We start from the raw sequence: 20928 nt of genomic DNA, 5'->3' as shown, positions 1-20928 counted from the left end.
ACTAATTACTTTTTAAGTTTTCTACTTTTAAACTCTACTGCTGTAAACTGCTGTAAAATATAGTTTCCATCATCTGAAAGTTTCAATACATATCCCTCTTTGAACTCTCTAACTAATATTCTATCTAAGTTCACTTTAACCCCTTTTCTTATTAACTGTTCTGCTGAAAAAATTTCAACTTTAAGACCATTTAAGAACTCTATAAAATTAGATTTATCTTTATACCTAAATTTAGTCATATCAGCTGTTGAAAAAGCCTTTCTATACTGACTAATATCTTTAACTAAAGTCGGATTAATAAAGCGATAAGTCACTTCTTCAACCTCTTGAGAAAAGGTCATTATTGAAAATAAAAATAATAAAATTAAAAGTAGTTTTTTTTTCATAATAGATTTTGTTTTATAGTTTATCGATATTATCAAACTGTTAATCTAGCTTTAACACAAAATTAACTACTGTCAAATTTTAAAATATTTAACTAAAAATCAAAGTTTTTTTTAATTAATTTTACATAAAAAAACATTTTATGCTAAAAAAATGTAAAAAAAACAAACAATCATCAACAAAAACACATCAAGACAGTTAATTAGACTATCAAAACAAGATTATACAAATAAATCATCTGAATAAAAATCAATTTTTATATTTGCCTTCAACTCTAAAACATTAAAAATGAATAAAAAGAAACTAATCTATCTGTTAACAGGAATCATTTTAACCGGATGCTCAGCCGGTAAATCTCAAAAAGCAGCAGATATAAATACTTACTTACAAACTATAACACCTAATGAATTAAGGGAACACCTTTATATTGTAGCTTCCGATGAAATGCAAGGAAGAGATACCGGAACTGAAGGACAGAAAAAAGCAGGTAAATACTTAATTTATCAATATGAAGCTAACAAAATAAAATTCCCTCCTGCCGCTGAAAGTTGGTATCAAAAAGTTCCGTCAGAGTTTATGGCAAGAGGCTTTTCTCCTAAATTAAATGATTCCGAAAATATCTGGGCCTTTATAAAAGGTAATGAAAAACCGGAAGAAGTAGTCATTGTTTCTGCCCATTATGACCATGTTGGTATGAAAAACGGGGAAGTTTATAACGGTGCTGACGATGACGGATCAGGAACTGTTGCCTTACTCGAAATTGCAGAAGCTTTTAAACTAGCTGAAAAAGATGGCTTCAAACCTAAACGTTCTATCCTGTTCTTACACGTTACAGGCGAAGAACACGGTCTTCACGGTTCTCGTTATTATTCCGAACATCCGTTGTATCCGTTCGAAAATACTGTGGCCGACATCAATATTGACATGATCGGACGACGTGATACTTTACATCCTGCTACTAATAATTATATTTACGTAATCGGATCGGATCGTTTGAGTTCTGAATTACATGAAATCAATGAGCGTATGAATTCAAAGTATACTCAAATGGAATTAGATTACAAATACAATGACCGTAACGATCCGGAAAGAATCTATTACCGTTCTGATCATTACAATTTTGCCAAAAAAGGTGTTCCTGCAATCTTCTTTTTTAACGGAATACATGCCGATTACCACATGGCAACAGACACACCGGATAAAATAGAATATGATGCATTGGCAAAACGCGCTCAATTAGCTTTTGCACTGGCTTGGGAATTAGCCAACAGAGAAGAAAAAATCATAGTCGATAAAGACGGGAAATAAAAAAAAAGCCTTTACAAATTGTAAAGGCTTTTTTTTTATAAATATTTATTTTTTTAGAAAACAAACATAGCTCTCTCTCCCATTAAGTCATTCACTTCTTCTGCTACTTGTTCTAAAACATTTTCATCTGTATGATTAGTTAATACTTTGTCTATTAAAGCAACGATAGTTTCCATATCTGCTTCTACCATTCCTCTGGTTGTGATAGCCGGAGTTCCCACCCTAATACCGGAAGTAACGAACGGCGATTTATCATCAAACGGAACCATGTTCTTATTAACTGTAATCTCGGCTTTTACCAAAGCATTTTCTGCTTCCTTGCCCGTGATATTTTTATTGCGCAGGTCAATCAACATCATGTGATTATCCGTTCCGCCGGAAATGATATTGTAACCTCTCTTAACAAATGCTTCTGCCATAGCCTTTGCATTTTTTTGCACCTGTAAAGCATAACGGAAGAACTCATCTGTTAGAGCTTCACCAAAAGCTACTGCTTTAGCAGCAATGATATGCATTAAAGGTCCTCCTTGATTTCCGGGAAAAACAGCCATATCTAATAAATTAGACATCATTTTCACCTCTCCTTTCGGAGTTGTATATCCCCAAGGGTTTTCAAAATCTTTACCCATCATGATCATTCCGCCACGAGGTCCCCGTAATGTTTTATGAGTCGTTGTTGTCACAATATGACAATGCGGTATCGGATCGTTTAACAAACCTTTGGCAATCAATCCAGCCGGATGCGAAACGTCAGCCATTAAAATAGCTCCTACACTATCTGCAATTTCTCTGAAACGTTTAAAATCCATATCTCGGGAATAAGCCGAAGCACCCGCAATAATCAATTTCGGTTTCTCCTGAGTTGCTATTTCCTGAATTTTATCATAATTCAACACACCTGTTTCTTTTTCCACACCATAGAAAACCGGTTGGTACAATTTACCCGAAAAGTTTACCGGAGAACCGTGTGTCAAATGTCCGCCATGAGCTAAATCAAATCCTAAAATCTTATCTCCCGGCTGTAAACAAGCGGCGAAAACGGCTGTATTAGCTTGCGAACCCGAGTGCGGCTGCACGTTTGCATATTCTGCGCCAAACAAAGCCTTTGCTCTATCAATCGCGATTTGCTCTACAATATCCACTACTTCACACCCTCCGTAATAACGTCTTCCGGGATAGCCTTCAGCATATTTATTCGTTAAACAAGAACCAGCAGCTTCCATGACTTGATCACTTACAAAGTTTTCAGAAGCAATTAACTCAATTCCGTGAATTTGTCTATCTTGTTCGTCAAGAATCAGATCAAAAATTTGTTCGTCGCGTTGCATTTTTTTAGTAATTCGTTAAAATTTACGCAAAAATACGAAAAAGGTTTGGTAAATAGGCTGTAACCTTTATATTTGATTCTTATTTTATCAACAACAAACTAACAGTATACCATGCCAAATATAGCAAACGACCCTAACAGAAAATCTTGGATATCAGTTCCCCAAGATAGTGATTTCCCCATCCAGAATATTCCTTTCGGCGTATTCATTACCAAAAACGATGACATCACTATAGGAACTCGTATCGGCAACACTGCTATTGATATGGGTGCGCTTCAACGCCTGAATTATTTTGAAGGAATAGACCTGACTGACGATATGTTTATGCAAGATACCTTAAACGATTTTATCTCGGACGGGAAAAAAACCTGGCGTTTGGTTCGTAACCGATTAGCAGAATTATTTGATCAGGAAAATCCGAAACTTAGAGACCATGAGGAACATCGGGAAATTATCTTATTTGATGTTTCTGAGATAGAAATGCTTTTACCGGTTCAGATCGGTGATTATACTGATTTCTATAGCAGTAAAGAACATGCTACTAATGTAGGAAAAATGTTCCGTGATCCGGATAATGCTTTATTGCCAAACTGGTTACATATTCCGGTAGGTTACCACGGCAGAAGTTCTACGATCGTTCCAAGCGGAGTTCCGGTAAGAAGACCTAACGGACAGACTTTGCCGGCAGGCGAAACACAACCAGTCTTCGGTCCTTCAAAATTTATTGATTTTGAACTGGAAACTGCTTTTATTACGACTGATGCAAACTTAATGGGAGAACCAATTCCTGTAAATGAAGCTGAAGACTACATTTTCGGAATGGTTTTGTTCAATGACTGGAGTGCTCGCGATATGCAAAAATGGGAGTATGTTCCTCTTGGCCCTTTTTTAGCAAAGAACTTCGCTTCTTCTATGTCGCCTTGGATCGTAACAATGGATGCTTTGGAACCTTTCAGAGTTAAAGGACCTGAACAAAATCCTGCTCCGCTACCTTATTTACAACAAAAAGGAGACCATGCTTTTGACATTAACTTAGAAGTAAGTATTAAACCTGAAAATACAGAAGAAACTTCTGTTTGTCAATCTAATTTTAAATACATGTACTGGTCAATGGCTCAACAACTTGCACATCATACAGTAAATGGTTGTCGTGTAAATTCCGGAGATTTAATGGGAAGCGGAACTATTTCCGGATCAACAGAAAACAGTTTCGGTTCTATGTTAGAATTGACTTGGGGTGGAAAAAATCCATTGAAAATGAAAGACGGAAGTGAACGTAAATCTATAAATGACAATGATACTGTTGTTTTAAGAGGTTATTGTCAAAATGCAGATACTAGAATCGGTTTTGGCGAATGTTCCTCAAAATTACTTCCGGCTTTGGATCTGAAGTTTTAAGTCAATCTTTTTTGTCAAGGCATTTACAAATATTAAAAAACTCCGGTTAAACCGGAGTTTTTTTTATTCTTTAAATGAACTGGCATCCTTTTTGCCTTGCTTTTGCCAAACAAAAAAAGATATAACAAACAGCCCGCATTAGCTCTAAAAAAAATATATCTTTGTCAAAACGGTTAACTTATGAAGAAAATTACTCTGATCCTTTTATGTTATGCAACCTTATTAGCTTGCAGCGGTGTAAAAAAAACAGAATCATATTTAAATAGTGGAAATTATGATGCTGCAATCGACATCGCCGTAAAAAATTTAAACACAAACAAAACTGCTAAAGGCAAACAAGATTATGTTTACATGCTTGAAGAAGCATTTGCCAAAGCTAAAAAACGCGATGAAGATGAAATTGCCCTTTTAAAAGTTGAAAATAAAGCTTTCAATTACGAGCGCATTTACAACCTTTATATGCAACTGCATAATCGTCAGGAACGTATTAAGCCATTATTGCCTCTACCCTTGCTAAAAGAAGGCAGAAATGCTATTTTCCTGATGAAAAGTTACAATAGCGAAATTGTTCAAAGTAAAGAAAACCTTTCCGGCTATTTATATGACAATGCCCGTAAATTAATGATTACCAACAATAAAATGGACTATAGAGAAGCCTATGACGACTTGGCTTATTTGGATCAATTGAATCCTAATTTCAGGGACGTAAGAACCTTAATGGACGAGGCTCAATACAAAGGAACAGACTTTGTTTATGTCTCTACTAAAAATGAAACCAACATGGTAATTCCTGCCAAATTACAAGATGATCTGTTAAACTTCGGAACATATGGATTAAATGATAAATGGACCGTTTACCACAGTAATAAACAAAAAGGTGTTTTTTACGATTTCGGTATGGTTCTTAACTTCCGACAAATCAATATTTCACCGGAACAAATAAAAGAAAAACAATTCATCAAAGAAAAACAGATCAAAGACGGGACAAAAACACTCCTTGACAGCAATGGAAATGTCGTAAAAGACAGTTTAGGGAACCCGATTAAGGTCGATAATATGAAATCCATTTCGATCAGCATCTATGAATTCACGCAATTCAAATCATGTCAGATCACAGGAATTGTAGACTATGTTGACAATAGAAACAAACAACTTATCGATTCATTCCCGTTAAGTAGTGAATTCATTTTTGAATACATTTATGCGAACTACAACGGGGACAAACGGGCTTGTGATGAAACTTATTATCAGTACTTTGACCGCAGAGCAGTTCAATTCCCTACCAATGAACAAATGGTATACGATACCGGAGAAGATATGAAGGCTAAGCTCAAAGGAATCATTACAAACAACAAGTTCAGACGGTAATTATCCCCTTTAAATTTTTAAAATTTATTTTTTCAAATTCCTTAATTTTGTAAAAAAATAAAATGACAAACGTAAACGTTGGGTTGGTGCAAATGTCTTGTGTAAAAGATGTGGCTACCAATATTGAAAAAGCAAAAAGAGAAATTAGAAATGCAGCTGCTAAAGGTGCACAGATTGTTTGTTTACAAGAGCTTTTTACATCACTGTATTTTTGTGATGTTGAAGACTACGATAATTTTCAGTTGGCCGAGGCTATTCCGGGACCTACAACTGAAACAATGAGCAAACTGGCCAAAGAACTAGGTGTAGTCATCATTGCTTCCTTATTCGAAAAAAGAGCCGAAGGCTTATACCACAATACAACTGCCGTTATTGATGCAGACGGCACTTATTTAGGAAAATACCGAAAAATGCACATTCCGGATGATCCGGCATTTTATGAAAAATTCTATTTTACACCCGGTGATTTAGGCTATAAAGTATTCCAAACTAAATTCGCTAAGATCGGAGTGTTGATCTGCTGGGATCAATGGTATCCTGAAGCCTCCAGAATTACTTCTTTAATGGGAGCAGAAATCTTGTTCTACCCTACTGCTATCGGTTGGGCTACTTCTCAAGATGAGGAAACCAATAAAGATCAGTACAATGCATGGCAAACTATTCAGCGTTCACACGCAGTTGCTAATGGGGTTCCTGTTGTAAGTGTAAACCGTGTTGGTTACGAACAAGAAGGCGCTATGAAATTCTGGGGCGGAAGTTTTGCAACTAATGCACAGGGAAGATTATTATATCTTGCCTCTCATGAAAATGAAGAAACCACAGTTGTTAACCTCGACCTGAAAGAGTCGGATTATTTCCGCATGCACTGGCCGTTCTTACGCGACAGAAGAATTGATAGTTATCAACCGATTACCAAACGTTTTATAGACGCAGAAGAATAATTTTCATTTTGTTTCAAGTTCTAAATTTCAAGTTAAATCAACACGAAACAATAGCAACCTGAAACCTGAAACTAAGAATAAAATGACTCCAAAAGAATTAGGCTTTTATTTTCCGGCAGAATTTGCACCTCAACGGGCTTTATGGCTTTCTTGGCCTCACAAAGAAGAATCCTGGCCGGGAAAAATCGAGACTATTTATAACCCCTACTGCGAATTCATCTTACAAGTTGCCGATCATCAAAAAGTATGTATCAATGTCGCAAATGAGAATATGAAAACTTTTGCTTTGCAACAGATACAATCCTGCGCTTACGCCCAAAAAGTTAACAACCTGAACGAATTACTCAGTCAGATCACATTCTATTTTCATCCGACAAATGACGCTTGGTGCCGTGACCACGGACCGGCTTTTTTATTGAATCATAATTCAAAAGAAAAAGCTATTGTCGATTGGGGTTATAATGCCTGGGGCGGAAAATATCCTCCTTTTGATTTAGATGATGTAATCCCGACTCTGATCGGAAAAGAATTAGGATTACACGTTTTTCATCCCGGAATTGTAATGGAAGGCGGAAGTGTAGAGTTTAACGGTGCGGGAACATTATTAACTTCTAAGGCTTGTCTGTTGAATGAAAACAGAAATCCGCATCTGAACCAAACTCAGATAGAACAATATTTAACAGACTATTACGGTGTAGATCATATTCTATGGGTTAATGACGGAATTATAGGTGACGACACAGACGGGCATATTGACGATATTACCCGATTTGTAAACGAAGATACTGTTGTAACGGTTATCGAAGAGAACAAAGCAGATGAAAATCATGCGATCCTTCAGGAAAATCTGGATTTGCTTAAAGGAATGCGATTAAAAAACGGAAAACAACTCAACATTGTAGAACTTCCAATGCCAAAACCTGTCATTTATGAAGATCAGATTTTACCGGCTTCTTATGCTAACTTCTACATTTCAAATCAAAAAGTAATCGTTCCGACTTTCAGAGATGACCAAAATGATGTAAAAGCTCTGGATATCTTACAAGATTGCTTTAAAACCCGAAAAGTAATCGGCATCGACTCAACTGATATCATTTGGGGATTGGGTAGCTTTCATTGTTTAAGCCAACAAGAACCGGAAATTATCTAAAAAGATCCAAAATACAATATTTAAAAGAAACCGTCTAAACTTTACTTAGGCGGTTTCTTTTTTTAAACTACACATAACGTATTAGCTATTTGATAATTAATAAATTATTTTATTTTTGTAATAACAAACCTATAAATTATATATTATGAAAAAAATTTTACTTTTAATTTTACTGGTTATTGCAAATTTTACCGGTTTTTCCCAAAAACTGGAAAAAATGAAACAAATTGAAGTTGATGGCTTTTATACAAATCCATTAGTTTCACCAGACGGACAACACGTTCTTCTAACGGGACGACACTTCAGAGGGGTTTATATCTTAGAACTGGCTACTAAAAAAGTTATTCAGGTAACAGATAAAGAAGGAAGCGGCTATGGCTATTCCTGGGATCAGAATAGCGACACTGTATATTTCAGACAAAAAGAAGAAAAAGAATATTTTAACAATGCTAAAGCATTTAGTTACAGTATTTCAACCGGAAGAACTGTAGCGATGCCCGAATTAGAGGTTAATACAATTGCTTCATATCACGGAACATCAAAAGAAACAAACAGTCAAATCGTTGTTTATACCAATTTAGCAACATTGAAAATAGAAGCTAAAGATTTGGCTACCAAAAAATCATGGGTTATAACTTCCGAAGAAGGGCAATACTACAACGCCTTGCTCTCCCCTGACGGTTCAAAAGTAGCTGTTCATAAAGGAGCCGATATTTACATTTATGATATTACAGGAAACGGAAAAGGTAAAAAAATCGGTACAGGATTAGCGACCTCTTGGTCAAAAGACGGAAAGTACCTCATCGGATTCTTAGATGAAAGCGAAGACGGACACAATGTTTCAAATTCAGATCTTTATTGGTTTGATATTGAAAACGGAACTGTAAAGAAGATTACCCGAACAGAAGTCTTATTTGAAATGTTTCCGAGTTTTGTTGACAACCAAACAATTATCTTCTCAGAAGATAAGTCAGGTGCTATCTATATCGCTAACCTTAAAATGTAATCACTCATGAAAAAAATATATTTTATCTTAATCGCTTTATTATTCAGCCTGAATTTTCAGGCTCAGATCATTGTATTAGATCCCGGACACGGTTACGGAGCTACTACCAGTGATAATCCTGACGGACGAACTGCAACCGAGATCGAAACCGCTTTAGAAGTAGGACTCAGAACCCGTGACCTGATCCAGAATAGTTGTACTTGGACCGTTTATATGACCCGAACTACCAACCTAAACAGTTGGATATCTGTTACCCAACGGGCGCAAATGTCAAACAACTGGAATGCAGACCGTTTATTAAGCATTCACTGTAACGCCGGCGGCGGTAGCGGAACAGAAACATTTTACTGTACACAAGACGATACCAATACTACACCGGATATCAACTTTGCCGGTAAAATTCAAACGGACATGGCTTCAAACGGACAATGGAGCAATAGACGCTGTGTGGAAGACAACAGCTACCTGTCTTATCATTTAGGTGTTTTACGTTATTCTTCAGCTACAGGGTGTCTTAACGAAATAGGCTTTGTAGATTCCTCTGATGCCACTAAATTAACCAGTTCAACTTGGAGAGACACTTTTGCCATGTCTTATTTCAGTTCATTTCAATCTGATCTGAATTTAGCTTGTACTGCATCTGCACCGGGTTCATTTACCTTAACGGCTACTCCGCAATGTAGCGGTAGTTCAACTCGTATCAGTTTATCCTGGACTGCATCGGCAAATGCTACTTCTTATGACATTTACAGAAACGGAAGCTTATACACTAACATTACGGGGACTTCTTTTGTAAATACCAATGTTACTGCCGGAACTTCTTATACATACTATATAAAAGCTAAAAATTCAAGCGGATCCACTACTAACTCAAACGGCACACTTTCGGCTACAGCACCAAATTGTTCCGGTCCCGGTACATTTACTTTAACTGCTACTCCAACATGTGACGGTACTACAAGTGCCATTAATTTAACTTGGACTACAGCGGCTAATGCTACTTCTTATGATATTTACAGAAACGGCAGCCTATATGCTTCAGATATTACAGGCACTTCATTCCTTAACACTTATTTAATTACACCGGGATCTACCTATAGTTACTATGTAAAAGCTAAGAACAGTTTAGGTACAACTAACAATTCAAACGGTACACAGTCTGTAACTGCTGTTACTTGCTCTCCTGGATCGTTTACACTAACCGCCACTCCTACATGTAGCGGAAGCAGTAGTGCTATCAATTTAACATGGACTACTTCTGCTAATGCTACTTCCTATGACATCTACAGAAACGGCAACCTGTATGCTTCTGATATCACTGGAACTTCTTTCCTGAACACTTATCTTATTTATGCGGGTTCAACTTATACGTACTACATAAAAGCTAAAAACAGCATCGGTTCTACCAATAATTCTAATGGCACACGATCGGTAACAGCCACAAGTTGTTCCGCTAAACTGATCGAAACTAAAGAAGATGAGATTGTAGAAATCACTTCACTTACCTTGTATCCTAATCCTACAAACGGTTTGATCAATATTCAGACTAATACAGCGACCAATCTTCCTATGGAGTTTATGATTATGGATATTAATGGAAAAATCGTGAAAAAAGGAAATCTGACCAATGAACGAACCATTGATATTTCCGAATTGCAATCGGCCAATTACTGGATCCGAATCTTTGTTAATAACAAGGAATTCCTTAAACAGATCATAAAAAAGTAACACCTTTAAAAAAAAAAGCCCTTGACAAGATCAAGGGCTTTTTTATAAATCATCTTTTCTATAACAGAAATTTTAACTTTTCGACTTCAATAGCATCATGCGAAGCATTATAAACAGCTTTTCCTTCTTTTAATACAATTACTTGAGGTGATTGATGGATAACTCCGAACTTTTCAGCTATTTCATTAGAAATGGATCGATACGCTAATAAATCTAAATAATATACCACAGCCTTCTCATCAGGAATATCATAATCCTGTTGAAAACGATTCCATACAAATCGACTAATACTACAGCGAGTACTATGTTTAAAAATAACGATTGGCTTTTCAAACGATTGTTTTTCAATTGCATCAAACGAAACCTCTTCTAAACAGTTCCAAAAAACATGAGGCAATGACTCTTTATCATCTGCCTTTTTGTCAAACATTTTACCAAAAAAACTCATTTTTCTATCAATTTAAGACATTTTGTCCTTATTTATCCTAAAAATCGGGCAATTTTAAGCCAATTTGTCCTTAACTTAGTAGTGGAATACAAATTGTTTATATACGAGCAAAGCTAACGAAAAACAGCTTTAAAACAACGCACAAAAAGGAGATTATTAATTATGAATTTAAAGAATTTAACCATCAAATCACAAGAAGCTTTACAACAAGCACAGCAAATTGCACAAAGCTTCGGTCATCAACAAATAGAAAACGAACACCTTGTAAAAGGTATCTTAGAAGTTGATGAAAATGTTACACCGTTTCTTTTAAAGAAACTAAATGTTAACGTAGAACTATTCAAAAAAGTTTTAGACAGTACACTGGAAAGCTTTCCTAAAGTTTCAGGCGGTGACATCATGTTATCACGTGAAGCAGGAACTGCTTTAAACGAAGCCAGTATTATTGCTAAAAAAATGAACGACGAATATGTTTCCATTGAACATTTATTATTAGCTATTTTTAAATCAAAAAGTAAAGTAGCTCAGATCTTAAAAGACCAAGGAGTTACTGAAAAAGGATTTGAAGCAGCCATTACCGAATTGAGAAAAGGAGAAAGAGTTACTTCTGCTTCGGCTGAAGAGACCTATAACTCATTGAATAAATACGCAAAAAATCTAAATGAATTAGCCAAAACAGGAAAATTAGACCCTGTGATTGGACGCGATGAAGAAATCAGACGTGTTCTACAAATCTTAACCCGGAGAACTAAAAACAACCCGATGCTGATCGGGGAGCCGGGAGTTGGTAAAACTGCTATTGCAGAAGGCTTGGCCCATCGTATTGTAGCCGGTGATGTTCCTGAGAATTTAAAAGATAAAGTGATCTACTCACTGGATATGGGAGCATTGATCGCCGGAGCTAAATACAAAGGAGAATTTGAAGAACGTTTAAAATCTGTGGTAAAAGAAGTTACTTCCGGTGAAGGAGAAATCGTATTGTTCATCGATGAGATCCATACACTTGTAGGTGCCGGAGGAGGTGAAGGAGCCATGGATGCTGCTAATATCTTAAAACCGGCTTTAGCCAGAGGTGAGCTAAGAGCCATTGGTGCTACTACTTTAGACGAGTATCAAAAATACTTTGAAAAAGACAAAGCTTTAGAACGTCGTTTCCAAAAAGTTATGGTAGACGAACCGGATACTGAAAGTGCTATTTCCATTCTACGAGGTATAAAAGAAAAATATGAAACCCATCACAAAGTTCGTATCAAAGATGATGCTATTATTGCTGCGGTAGAACTTTCACAACGCTATATTACCAATCGTTTTCTTCCGGATAAAGCTATCGACTTAATGGACGAAGCCGCTTCTAAATTACGAATGGAGATCAATTCAAAACCGGAAGAATTGGACGTTTTGGATCGTAAGATCATGCAATTGGAAATTGAAATTGAGGCCATTAAACGGGAAAATGACGAACCTAAGTTAAAATCTTTAGGATTAGAATTAGCCAATTTAAAAGAAGAACGCAATGAAATTTTCGCTAAATGGCAATCTGAAAAAGAAGTGGTCGATAATATCCAGAATGCAAAACAACAGATCGAAGATTACAAATTAGAAGCTGAAAAAGCCGAACGCGAAGGCGATTATGGTAAAGTAGCCGAAATTCGTTACGGTAAAATTAAAGACGCACAAGAACAATTGGCAACTTACCAAAAACAATTGCATGAAGATCAGGAAGGACATTCTTTAATAAAAGAAGAGGTTACACAAGATGATATTGCGGAAGTTGTTGCTAAATGGACAGGCATACCGGTTACCAAAATGCTACAAAGCGAACGTGAAAAACTGCTTCATTTGGAAGACGAACTACACAAACGTGTGGTTGGGCAAGAAGAAGCCATTCAAGCGATCAGTGATGCTGTAAGACGTAGCAGAGCCGGACTACAAGACGCCAGAAAACCTATAGGTTCATTCCTTTTCTTAGGGACAACCGGAGTGGGTAAAACGGAGTTAGCTAAGGCTTTAGCTGAATATTTATTTGACGATGAAAATGCAATTACCCGTATCGATATGAGTGAATATCAGGAGCGTCATAGCGTGAGCCGCTTAGTAGGTGCGCCTCCGGGATATGTAGGTTATGATGAAGGAGGACAATTGACAGAAGCTGTACGTAGAAAACCTTACTCTGTTGTATTGTTAGACGAAATTGAAAAAGCACATCCCGATACCTTTAACATCTTGTTACAGGTTTTAGATGAAGGACGTTTAACAGACAATAAAGGACGTTTGGCAGATTTCAAAAACACGATTATCATCATGACGTCCAATATGGGAAGCCATATCATTCAGGAAAAATTTGAAAACCTGAAAGGAAATGTTGAAGCAGCAGCCGAGAATGCTAAAGTAGAAGTATTAGGTCTGCTAAAACAATCTGTTCGTCCTGAGTTCTTAAACAGAATTGACGAAATTATCATGTTCACTCCGCTTACTACCGATAACATCAGACAGATCGTTCAATTGCAATTAAAAGGTCTTACTAAAATGTTGGCACATCAACATATTACATTAGATGCAACACCTGAAGCAATTGATTATTTAGCTAAAAAAGGGTATGATGCCGAATTTGGAGCTCGTCCGGTAAAAAGGGTTATACAAAGAGAAGTTCTTAACGAACTTTCCAAAGAGATCCTTTCCGGTAAAGTTACTACTGACAGTATTATTTTACTGGATAGTTTTGACGGTAAACTAGTGTTTAGAAATCACTTAGAAGAACATAAAGCATAATAATTCTCTTTATATATTAGGATTTATTTGGTTGGTTGGATTTTTTGAAACACCCGATAGCATTTTAAATGTTGCCGGGTGTTTTGTTTTTTTTTAGAAAAACAGGTATTTTTACCCATTGAACAAGATCAGTACTTTACTATTTTTGTTAAAGCGTAATTTTAATCAGTACAATGCCCCCAAAAACCGTATTTTTTTCTGACTGTTTTCTGATTAAATTTTAATTAAGTCTAATAATTATTAATTAAATCAGTTAAATATGAAAGCAAACAAGTTATTGCATTTCCTGACAATTGTTTTCTACTTAGGTATTTCCAATTGTTTTGCACAACAATCTCCCACTTCTTCAGGTGGAGATCTTACAGGAACAACCGGTTCTGTCTCCTACTCTGTAGGACAAATTGACTACAATACTAATTCGGGATCTAACGGATACACCATTGAAGGAGTACAACAACCCTATGAGATATCTGAAGTATTAGCTACCGAAAATTTTTCAGAATTAATCACAAACGTCAGTATTTACCCTAATCCGAGTACGGATATCCTTACCTTAAAAATGACGAATAGTGAAAATCTAAGCTTAAACTTTAAACTTGTTGACATTAACGGAAAGGTTATAAAAAGCGACAAAATAGCTTCTGACATTACAGAAATAGCAGTAAGTGACTTGCCTTCAGCAGTTTATTTTTTACAGATATCAGATCAGAATAAAGAAGTTAAAACTTATAAAATTATCAAACACTAAAAACAATCATTATGAAAAAAATATACTTTTTATTTACTATCCTGTTCTCTTTAACTATTTTAGCTCAGGCTCCTGAAAAAATGAGCTATCAGGCTGTAATCAGAGATTCAGGTGATGCCCTTCTTGTTTCTACTACAGTAGGAATGCAAATAAGTATTTTACAAGGTTCTTCTACAGGAACAGCTGTTTATGTAGAGACACAAACTCCGACAACAAATGCAAACGGACTGATTAGCATTGAAGTAGGAAACGGAACAGTTGTTTCCGGTGACTTTACAACTATCGATTGGTCAACAGGATCTTATTATATTCAAACAGAGATTGATCCGACAGGAGGTACTTCTTATACTATTTCAGGAGCCAGTCAACTGTTAAGTGTTCCTTATGCTCTATTTGCTAAAAACTCAGGTGGAATTGCCGGTTCAGAATGGACTACTAACGGAACTAACATTAACAATGCTAATACAGGAAGCGTTGTTGTAGGACCAAATGTTACCAACTCTAATTTGAATTTCTATGTTACTAATACAGGAGCTCCTAAAATGGCTATTGGAAACATGAATAATTTTAATAATGTAGATTCTGGTGAATTGCATTTTGCTGAGGATACCAATTATTCAGCTTCTGAATGTGGTATCAAATTCCAACATAACGGAAACTTAAACAATCTATATTTAATCGGTGGATGTCCTGCTCCGGATACCATTGCCAGATTCAACAGAAGCGGATATTCAAACATCAGACAATTACGATTAGGTACAAATTACAATTCAAATACCGCTAATAGACTTTCTGTTGACGGCGATTCTGATTTTACAGGAAATGTAACAATAACAGGAGATTTGAATGTTACAGGTAACATAGCAAAAGGAGGAGGAACTTTTAAAATTGATCACCCTTTAGATCCAGAAAATAAATATTTAATTCACAGTTTTGTGGAATCTCCGGATATGATGAATATTTATTCCGGAAATGCAACAACTGATGCTAACGGATATGTTACAGTGACTTTACCACGCTATTTTGAGGCTGCTAATAAAGACTTCAGATATCAGTTAACAACGATCGGTACTTTTGCTCAGGCAATCATCAAAGAAAAAATACAAAATAATAAATTCGTAATTCAAACTAATCAGCCTAATGTAGAGGTAAGTTGGCAAATTACAGCTGTAAGAGCAGATAAGTTTGCTAATGAGAATAGAATCGTTCCTGAAAAAGAAAAAGAATTCAAAGGGACTTACTTACACCCGGAATTATATGGAGCGAGCAAAGAACAATCTGAAAGTTATGTAAGAAATTCAGAAGCTTTAAAAGCACAACAACTACAAAATTCTTCAGATTTAGATGCTGACAGGGAATAAAAATTAAATATAACCGAATCTAAAAATGCCTGACTAAAAAATTGTCAGGCGTTTTTTTTATATTTGGTTTAAACAAACCAAAAACATGAAAACAATTATTTTAAAAAACGGATTAATTGGCGGACTAATTGTATCTGCCTTTATGATCTACGGAACAGTTTCTTTAATGAACGATCCGGATTTTCAACCTAATTACGTTTTAGGTTTCGGAGGTATGATCCTGGCTTTTCTCTTTATTTTCACAGGTGTCTTTCAATACCGAAGAGAGAATAATGGTACAGTCAGTTTTAAAAAAGCTCTGGTATTGGGTGTATTGATTGCTTTATTAATCTCTACGATCTACGTCTTAATATGGCTCATTGAGTACTATACTTTTTTTCCTGATTTTATTGAAAAATACGGGCAATTCCAGCTAGAAGAAGCTAAAAAAACGATCACTGATCCTGAGCTTTTGGCTCAAAAAGAAGAAGAAATTAAACAATTCGGTGAATTGTATAAAAATCCGGTAATGGTTATTGTCATTACCTATACAGAAATTTTACCGTTAGGTCTTGTTTTTGCATTAATAGCGGCATTGGTATTCAAAAAAAAATAAAAGGACTTGTTTTACAAGCCCTTTTATTTTTAAAGATCAGTTTCCATTGAGAATATCACCGTTAGGTGCAACTGCTATTCTTTTTGTTTTTTTCCCTTTCTGAATCTTTACCCAATATTCTTTTTTGTGTATGTCACCATCTGCCTGTACATAATGAAACTTATCTTCAACTATTCCCCAACCCGGATAGGCTTTCAGAACGGCAACAATAACATTATCCGGTAAAGTAACATTCTCATATTTTTCAACAACCCGTATCAGTTTCCCTTTTTGATTATAAGTTGCTGTCAATAGTCCTTTTTCATTTTTCATCATAACCAAATATGTGTCATAGCCTTCAAAGTCTTTCCCCAGATCATATGCTATAAAGTATTTTTGCATACTCTGAATACTCAGATCCGGATTCTTATATGGTAAATAAACAGAGAAATCATCTCCTATTTTTGTGATGACAATCTCCGGTAATTCTTCTAATGGCACTCCCCCGTTCCTAGCTGATTTTACTTCTTCTTCTGATTGAGAGAAGCTCAACGAAGTAAAACTACAAAATAAAATAAAAATTAATGTTCTCATAACGTTTCGGTTTTTGATTGATTATTTGATACTTGTTCTAAGGTTTCCGTTTGCTTCCCCTTTTTAGTTACTATTTCTGATGCTATCCAAAATTACAAAACATTAACCTCAACCTGTGTTAACTACCTTATTCAAAACCAGTTAAACTTGTGTTATATATTCTTCAAAGGGAATTATTTTCAGTCCAATTGAGCTCCGTCAGAAAATCCTGCCTAACATTTATTGAAAAGTTATACTTTTCTCTGTACATTTACTTTATATTAGAATTTTCAGAATAAGATGCTTAAACTCAATTTTTCTCCTTTTCCTGTATTGGAATCCGAGCGTTTACGATTTCGTAAACTAACCGATAATGATGTGCCTGCTGTCTTACAATTACGCAGTGATCCTAAGGTAATGGAATATATCCCACGCCCTTTAGTCAGTACTCAGGAAGAAGCATTAGCACATATTAAAATGATCAATGATAAAATCGATGCTAATACAGATATCAATTGGGCTGTCACTGAAAAAGGGAATGATTCCTGTATCGGGATCATGGGGTTTTACCGCACGCAACCGGAAAATTTTAGAACAGAATTAGGATATATGATCTTGCCGGAGCACCACAACAAAGGTTATGTTTCAGAAGCGGTTAATACCTTATTAAATTACGCTTTTAATGCTCTTAATTTTCATTCTATAGAAGCAATTATAGATCCCCGAAATATTGCTTCAGAACGGGTTTTGCAAAAAAACGGTTTTAGAAAAGAAGCGCATTTAATTGAAAATGAATTTTATAACGGAGAATTTTTGGATACTGTGATCTATAGTATTCTTAAACGTGACTTTGATCAAATATGAAAATTAGTCTTTCAAATCAAAATATCTCAGCACAGATCACTACTTTAGGAGCCGAACTCCTATCACTTGAAAAAGACCATCGAAATTACATTTGGACTATTGATGAACAATACTGGAATAAAACTTCTCCGGTGCTGTTCCCTATTGTAGGACGTTTAAAAAATGATCAATACACCTTAAACGGAAAAGAATTTAGCTTACCTAGACATGGTTTTGCCCGCAATTATGAATTTGACGTTCTGAAACAAACGGAAAACAGTGTTATTTTTAAACTGAGCGCAAACGAAGAAACCGTAAAGGTTTATCCTTTTGATTTCGATTTTTTATACCACTACGTTTTAAATGGTAATGTTTTAGAAATCACTTTTGAAATTATTAATAAAAACAGTTTTGAAATGCCTTTCTCCATTGGAGCACATCCTGCATTCAGACTGGAAAACCCTGTTGAGAACTATAGCTTACAATTTGAGAAAGAAGATCTTTTTAAAAGTGATCACCTTACTCATGAGAATTTTGACGGAAGCTTTTCAATAATAGAAAGTAAGAACGGTGAGATCCTGCTAAGTGACACCTTGTTTGAAAATGATGCGCTGGTATTTAAAAATCTGAAATCTAACTACTTGTTCCTCGCTGAGCACAACAAACCGGTTTTAAAATTCTATTTTCAGGATTTTCCGTTTCTAGGCATTTGGAAAAAAATAAAAGCTCCTTTTCTATGTCTGGAGCCGTGGCAAGGATTAGCTGATCATACAAACCATAATGGTAATTTCTTAGAAAAAGAAGGAGTCATAATTTTGCAACCTAATTCTTCAAAAAAACTAGGTTACAAAATTGAGATTTTATAAAAATCAATAAACTTAAACAATCTTATGGATTCTGTTTACAGGGATAATAACACCTTGTTTTAGAATTACCCGAGTGTCGGTAACTCCCCAAATAGTCGTTTCAACAACTTTAAAATTGCTATCATCTTCAAAAAAGATCTTGATTTTCACATGCTCTAAGTTTCCTAATGATAGCGCTCTGTCTAAATCATTTCTTCGTTGTAAGATGTCTTCTTTTTCAAACAGAACTTCAGTTTGGGGGAAATGTAAAGAACTTATCAGTTCTTTATCAATCAATTCGAAATTAGCAGTCATAGTCTTTCAATTTTTGTCTTTATTTATTGGTTTGTATTACCTAAAGTTACAAAAAAATGTTTCAAAAAAAAATAGGTTGCTAAAAATTTCAGCAACCCATTTTTAAAACTAACCAATAACCCATTAAAACTTCATACCAACACCGAACCCGAACAACCATGGGTCGATGTCAACATCTGCAGGAATACTCAATCCTGGAACTAAATTTGAAGCATCAACAGTTACATCCGTATTTAAAAATAGACGCTTTGCATCTACGTTTAAGAAAAATTTATCTGTTAACATAAGGTCAAAACCTATCTGAGCTGCATATCCGAAAGCATTATCATAAGTAACGTCTGCCACATCTCCTGATTTTACCCCATAAAATATCGTATAGTTTACACCTGCTCCGATATAAGGTTTGAATAATTTATCTTTTGTCGGATAAAAGTGATATTGCGCTGTTAAAGTAGGTGGCAATAACCAAACACTCCCTAAATCAACTTCACCGGCTGCTGTTCCAACTGCTTTAACATCATGTTTAGTAGTTCCTAAAATTAATTCAGCGGCAATATTTTTTGTAAAGAAGTACGTAAAATCCAGTTCCGGAATGAAGCTATTAGAAATAGCTGCTTCCCCACCGATAATTCCGATAGTAGAACTTTCATTCGGAATAACTCCTACTCCTCTTAATCTAACTTGCCATTTGCTAAAATCTGCTGTTTTTACTTCTTCACTTTCTTGTGCACTTGCAAACCCGATCCCTAAAAATGTAACTGACAATAGGGTTAAAAATATTTTTCTCATCTTGTATTAGGTTTAAAATTATAGGCCAAAGATATTGGCTTAATAACAGGGAAAACATGATTAAAATCAGCTTTTAGAAAAAATTTCCAGTTAAATTTTAATTTAAACTATTCGGAACAATATTTTTTATCCTAAATTTGCTCTCCTATGCAAAAAACGGTAAACATACTTAACAGAAAAGCGAAGTTTGATTATGAAATAATTGACAAATATACGGCCGGAATTGTTTTAACCGGAACCGAAATAAAGTCAATCCGAATGGGAAAAGCATCTATTGCCGAAAGTTTTTGTGAATTTCACCATAATGAATTATTTGTCATCAATTCTACCATTGAGGAATACCTTTACGGTACGCATTACAATCACAGAGCTAAAAGCGAACGAAAACTTCTTCTAAACAGAAAAGAGCTCAAAAAACTTCAAAAAGATAGTGAGAATAAGGGTTTAACGATCATTCCGCTGCGCTTATTCATCAACGAAAAAGGATTGGCTAAAATGGACATTGCTTTGTGTAGAGGTAAGAAAAACTATGATAAACGCGAAACCATGAAAGATCGCGATACAAAACGTGATTTGGACAGAATCAAAAAACGGTATTAGTTTTTTTGTTACTTTTAAGCAAAGATCAACTCATGCAAACTCTGCAACAGCTTTTAAAACAAGGACGTTACGACAAAGAACTTACCACTCGAAAATTGGCCGAAGTAGCATCGATCGATCAGGCTTTAATCAGTAAATTCGAGAATGGTTACCGCATTCCTACCCGCAAACAAGTTCAGTTATTAGCCGATATATTGGAACTGGATCTTAAAGCACTTTTAGTGGCGTGGTACAAAATAAAATTAAGCCATAGCTTTGACATTAATCCTTTTGCGATACAGGCTATATCTGAAATTCTTCAGGAAAAAGGCATTGATGTTGGTAAAGGCGCTAAAAAGGAAGAGCAGATATCTGAAATCCTTGATGAATTAGAAGTCTTAAAACAAAAGCTAACCAGTTTGAGATAATACAACAAAAAGCCGGGTCATGACCCGGCTTTTTGTTGTCTATTA

The 20928-nt window shown here is 35.4% G+C and carries 21 protein-coding genes; 15 read left to right on the top strand and 6 right to left on the bottom strand.

The window, feature by feature from the left end:
- Positions 1–5: 5 nt before the first annotated feature.
- A complete protein-coding gene (locus tag DI487_RS12565; RefSeq protein WP_146193466.1) occupies positions 6–386 on the bottom strand; it encodes a hypothetical protein in 381 nt (126 codons plus the stop codon).
- A 286-nt stretch (positions 387–672) separates the two neighbouring features.
- Between DI487_RS12565 and DI487_RS12560 the strand changes: the two genes are divergently transcribed.
- On the top strand, positions 673–1692 hold the full coding sequence (locus DI487_RS12560; protein ID WP_109569962.1) for a M28 family metallopeptidase: 1020 nt from the start codon (positions 673–675) through the stop codon (positions 1690–1692).
- 53 nt (positions 1693–1745) lie between these two features.
- On the opposite strand, the gene glyA is transcribed toward DI487_RS12560, so the two are convergent.
- A complete protein-coding gene (gene glyA, locus DI487_RS12555) occupies positions 1746–3020 on the bottom strand; it encodes a serine hydroxymethyltransferase (protein ID WP_109569961.1) in 1275 nt (424 codons plus the stop codon).
- 111 nt (positions 3021–3131) lie between these two features.
- Between glyA and fahA the strand changes: the two genes are divergently transcribed.
- The 6 genes from fahA (at position 3132) to DI487_RS12525 (ending at position 10611) form a co-directional block, all read left to right on the top strand.
- On the top strand, positions 3132–4418 hold the full coding sequence (fahA, locus tag DI487_RS12550; RefSeq protein ID WP_109569960.1) for a fumarylacetoacetase: 1287 nt from the start codon (positions 3132–3134) through the stop codon (positions 4416–4418).
- 180 nt (positions 4419–4598) lie between these two features.
- A complete protein-coding gene (locus DI487_RS12545; RefSeq protein WP_109569959.1) occupies positions 4599–5786 on the top strand; it encodes a hypothetical protein in 1188 nt (395 codons plus the stop codon).
- A gap of 62 nt (positions 5787–5848) precedes the next feature.
- A complete protein-coding gene (locus DI487_RS12540) occupies positions 5849–6727 on the top strand; it encodes a carbon-nitrogen hydrolase (RefSeq protein WP_109569958.1) in 879 nt (292 codons plus the stop codon).
- Between the two features lie 82 nt (positions 6728–6809).
- On the top strand, positions 6810–7877 hold the full coding sequence (locus DI487_RS12535; protein ID WP_109569957.1) for an agmatine deiminase family protein: 1068 nt from the start codon (positions 6810–6812) through the stop codon (positions 7875–7877).
- A gap of 145 nt (positions 7878–8022) precedes the next feature.
- Complete coding sequence (locus tag DI487_RS12530) at positions 8023–8883, top strand: TolB family protein (RefSeq protein ID WP_109569956.1); 861 nt, start codon at positions 8023–8025, stop codon at positions 8881–8883.
- Between the two features lie 6 nt (positions 8884–8889).
- The gene (locus DI487_RS12525) at positions 8890–10611 is read left to right on the top strand and encodes an N-acetylmuramoyl-L-alanine amidase (protein ID WP_109569955.1); all 1722 of its coding nucleotides are present in this window, start codon (positions 8890–8892) and stop codon (positions 10609–10611) included.
- A gap of 58 nt (positions 10612–10669) precedes the next feature.
- On the opposite strand, the gene ytxJ is transcribed toward DI487_RS12525, so the two are convergent.
- Positions 10670–11059, bottom strand: coding sequence for a bacillithiol system redox-active protein YtxJ (gene ytxJ / locus DI487_RS12520; protein ID WP_109569954.1), 390 nt, complete (start codon positions 11057–11059; stop codon positions 10670–10672).
- A 162-nt stretch (positions 11060–11221) separates the two neighbouring features.
- Here ytxJ and clpB point away from each other — a divergent pair, with 162 nt between their 5' ends.
- The 4 genes from clpB to DI487_RS12500 all read left to right on the top strand — a co-directional run bounded on the left by clpB (position 11222) and on the right by DI487_RS12500 (position 16532).
- Entirely contained in the window at positions 11222–13828 is a 2607-nt protein-coding gene (gene clpB / locus DI487_RS12515; RefSeq protein WP_109569953.1) for an ATP-dependent chaperone ClpB, read from the top strand.
- A 259-nt stretch (positions 13829–14087) separates the two neighbouring features.
- Entirely contained in the window at positions 14088–14576 is a 489-nt protein-coding gene (locus tag DI487_RS12510) for a T9SS type A sorting domain-containing protein (RefSeq protein ID WP_109569952.1), read from the top strand.
- Positions 14577–14587: 11 nt separating this feature from the next.
- The gene (locus DI487_RS16135) at positions 14588–15937 is read left to right on the top strand and encodes an autotransporter outer membrane beta-barrel domain-containing protein (RefSeq protein ID WP_179948680.1); all 1350 of its coding nucleotides are present in this window, start codon (positions 14588–14590) and stop codon (positions 15935–15937) included.
- 85 nt (positions 15938–16022) lie between these two features.
- Positions 16023–16532, top strand: a complete 510-nt coding sequence (locus DI487_RS12500; RefSeq protein WP_109569951.1) for a DUF4199 domain-containing protein — start codon at positions 16023–16025, stop codon at positions 16530–16532.
- A gap of 36 nt (positions 16533–16568) precedes the next feature.
- Here the strand turns inward: DI487_RS12500 and DI487_RS12495 are convergent, their stop codons facing one another.
- Complete coding sequence (locus DI487_RS12495) at positions 16569–17105, bottom strand: hypothetical protein (protein ID WP_109569950.1); 537 nt, start codon at positions 17103–17105, stop codon at positions 16569–16571.
- Between the two features lie 279 nt (positions 17106–17384).
- Between DI487_RS12495 and DI487_RS12490 the strand changes: the two genes are divergently transcribed.
- Together DI487_RS12490 and DI487_RS12485 are read left to right on the top strand one after the other, a co-directional pair.
- Positions 17385–17948, top strand: coding sequence for a GNAT family N-acetyltransferase (locus tag DI487_RS12490; RefSeq protein WP_109569949.1), 564 nt, complete (start codon positions 17385–17387; stop codon positions 17946–17948).
- Positions 17945–18793: an aldose 1-epimerase family protein gene (locus DI487_RS12485; RefSeq protein ID WP_109569948.1), complete on the top strand. Its 849-nt coding sequence runs from the start codon at positions 17945–17947 to the stop codon at positions 18791–18793. Before DI487_RS12490 ends, DI487_RS12485 begins: the two co-directional genes overlap by 4 nt.
- 12 nt (positions 18794–18805) lie before the next feature.
- On the opposite strand, the gene DI487_RS12480 is transcribed toward DI487_RS12485, so the two are convergent.
- Positions 18806–19087 carry a hypothetical protein gene (locus tag DI487_RS12480; RefSeq protein ID WP_109569947.1) on the bottom strand — a complete coding sequence of 94 codons (282 nt, stop codon included), beginning with the start codon at positions 19085–19087 and terminating at the stop codon, positions 18806–18808.
- A gap of 123 nt (positions 19088–19210) precedes the next feature.
- Positions 19211–19876, bottom strand: coding sequence for an OmpW/AlkL family protein (locus DI487_RS12475; RefSeq protein WP_109569946.1), 666 nt, complete (start codon positions 19874–19876; stop codon positions 19211–19213).
- Positions 19877–20023: 147 nt separating this feature from the next.
- On the opposite strand from DI487_RS12475, the gene smpB reads away from it, so the two are divergent.
- Both smpB and DI487_RS12465 read left to right on the top strand, forming a co-directional pair.
- Complete coding sequence (smpB, locus tag DI487_RS12470) at positions 20024–20476, top strand: SsrA-binding protein SmpB (protein WP_109569945.1); 453 nt, start codon at positions 20024–20026, stop codon at positions 20474–20476.
- Between the two features lie 32 nt (positions 20477–20508).
- On the top strand, positions 20509–20883 hold the full coding sequence (locus tag DI487_RS12465; protein WP_109569944.1) for a helix-turn-helix domain-containing protein: 375 nt from the start codon (positions 20509–20511) through the stop codon (positions 20881–20883).
- Positions 20884–20928 lie beyond the last annotated feature (45 nt).

It is taken from the genome of Flavobacterium sediminis, assembly GCF_003148385.1.
In the GTDB taxonomy this organism is placed as follows: domain Bacteria; phylum Bacteroidota; class Bacteroidia; order Flavobacteriales; family Flavobacteriaceae; genus Flavobacterium; species Flavobacterium sediminis.
This window is presented reverse-complemented; position numbering and strand designations above follow the sequence as displayed.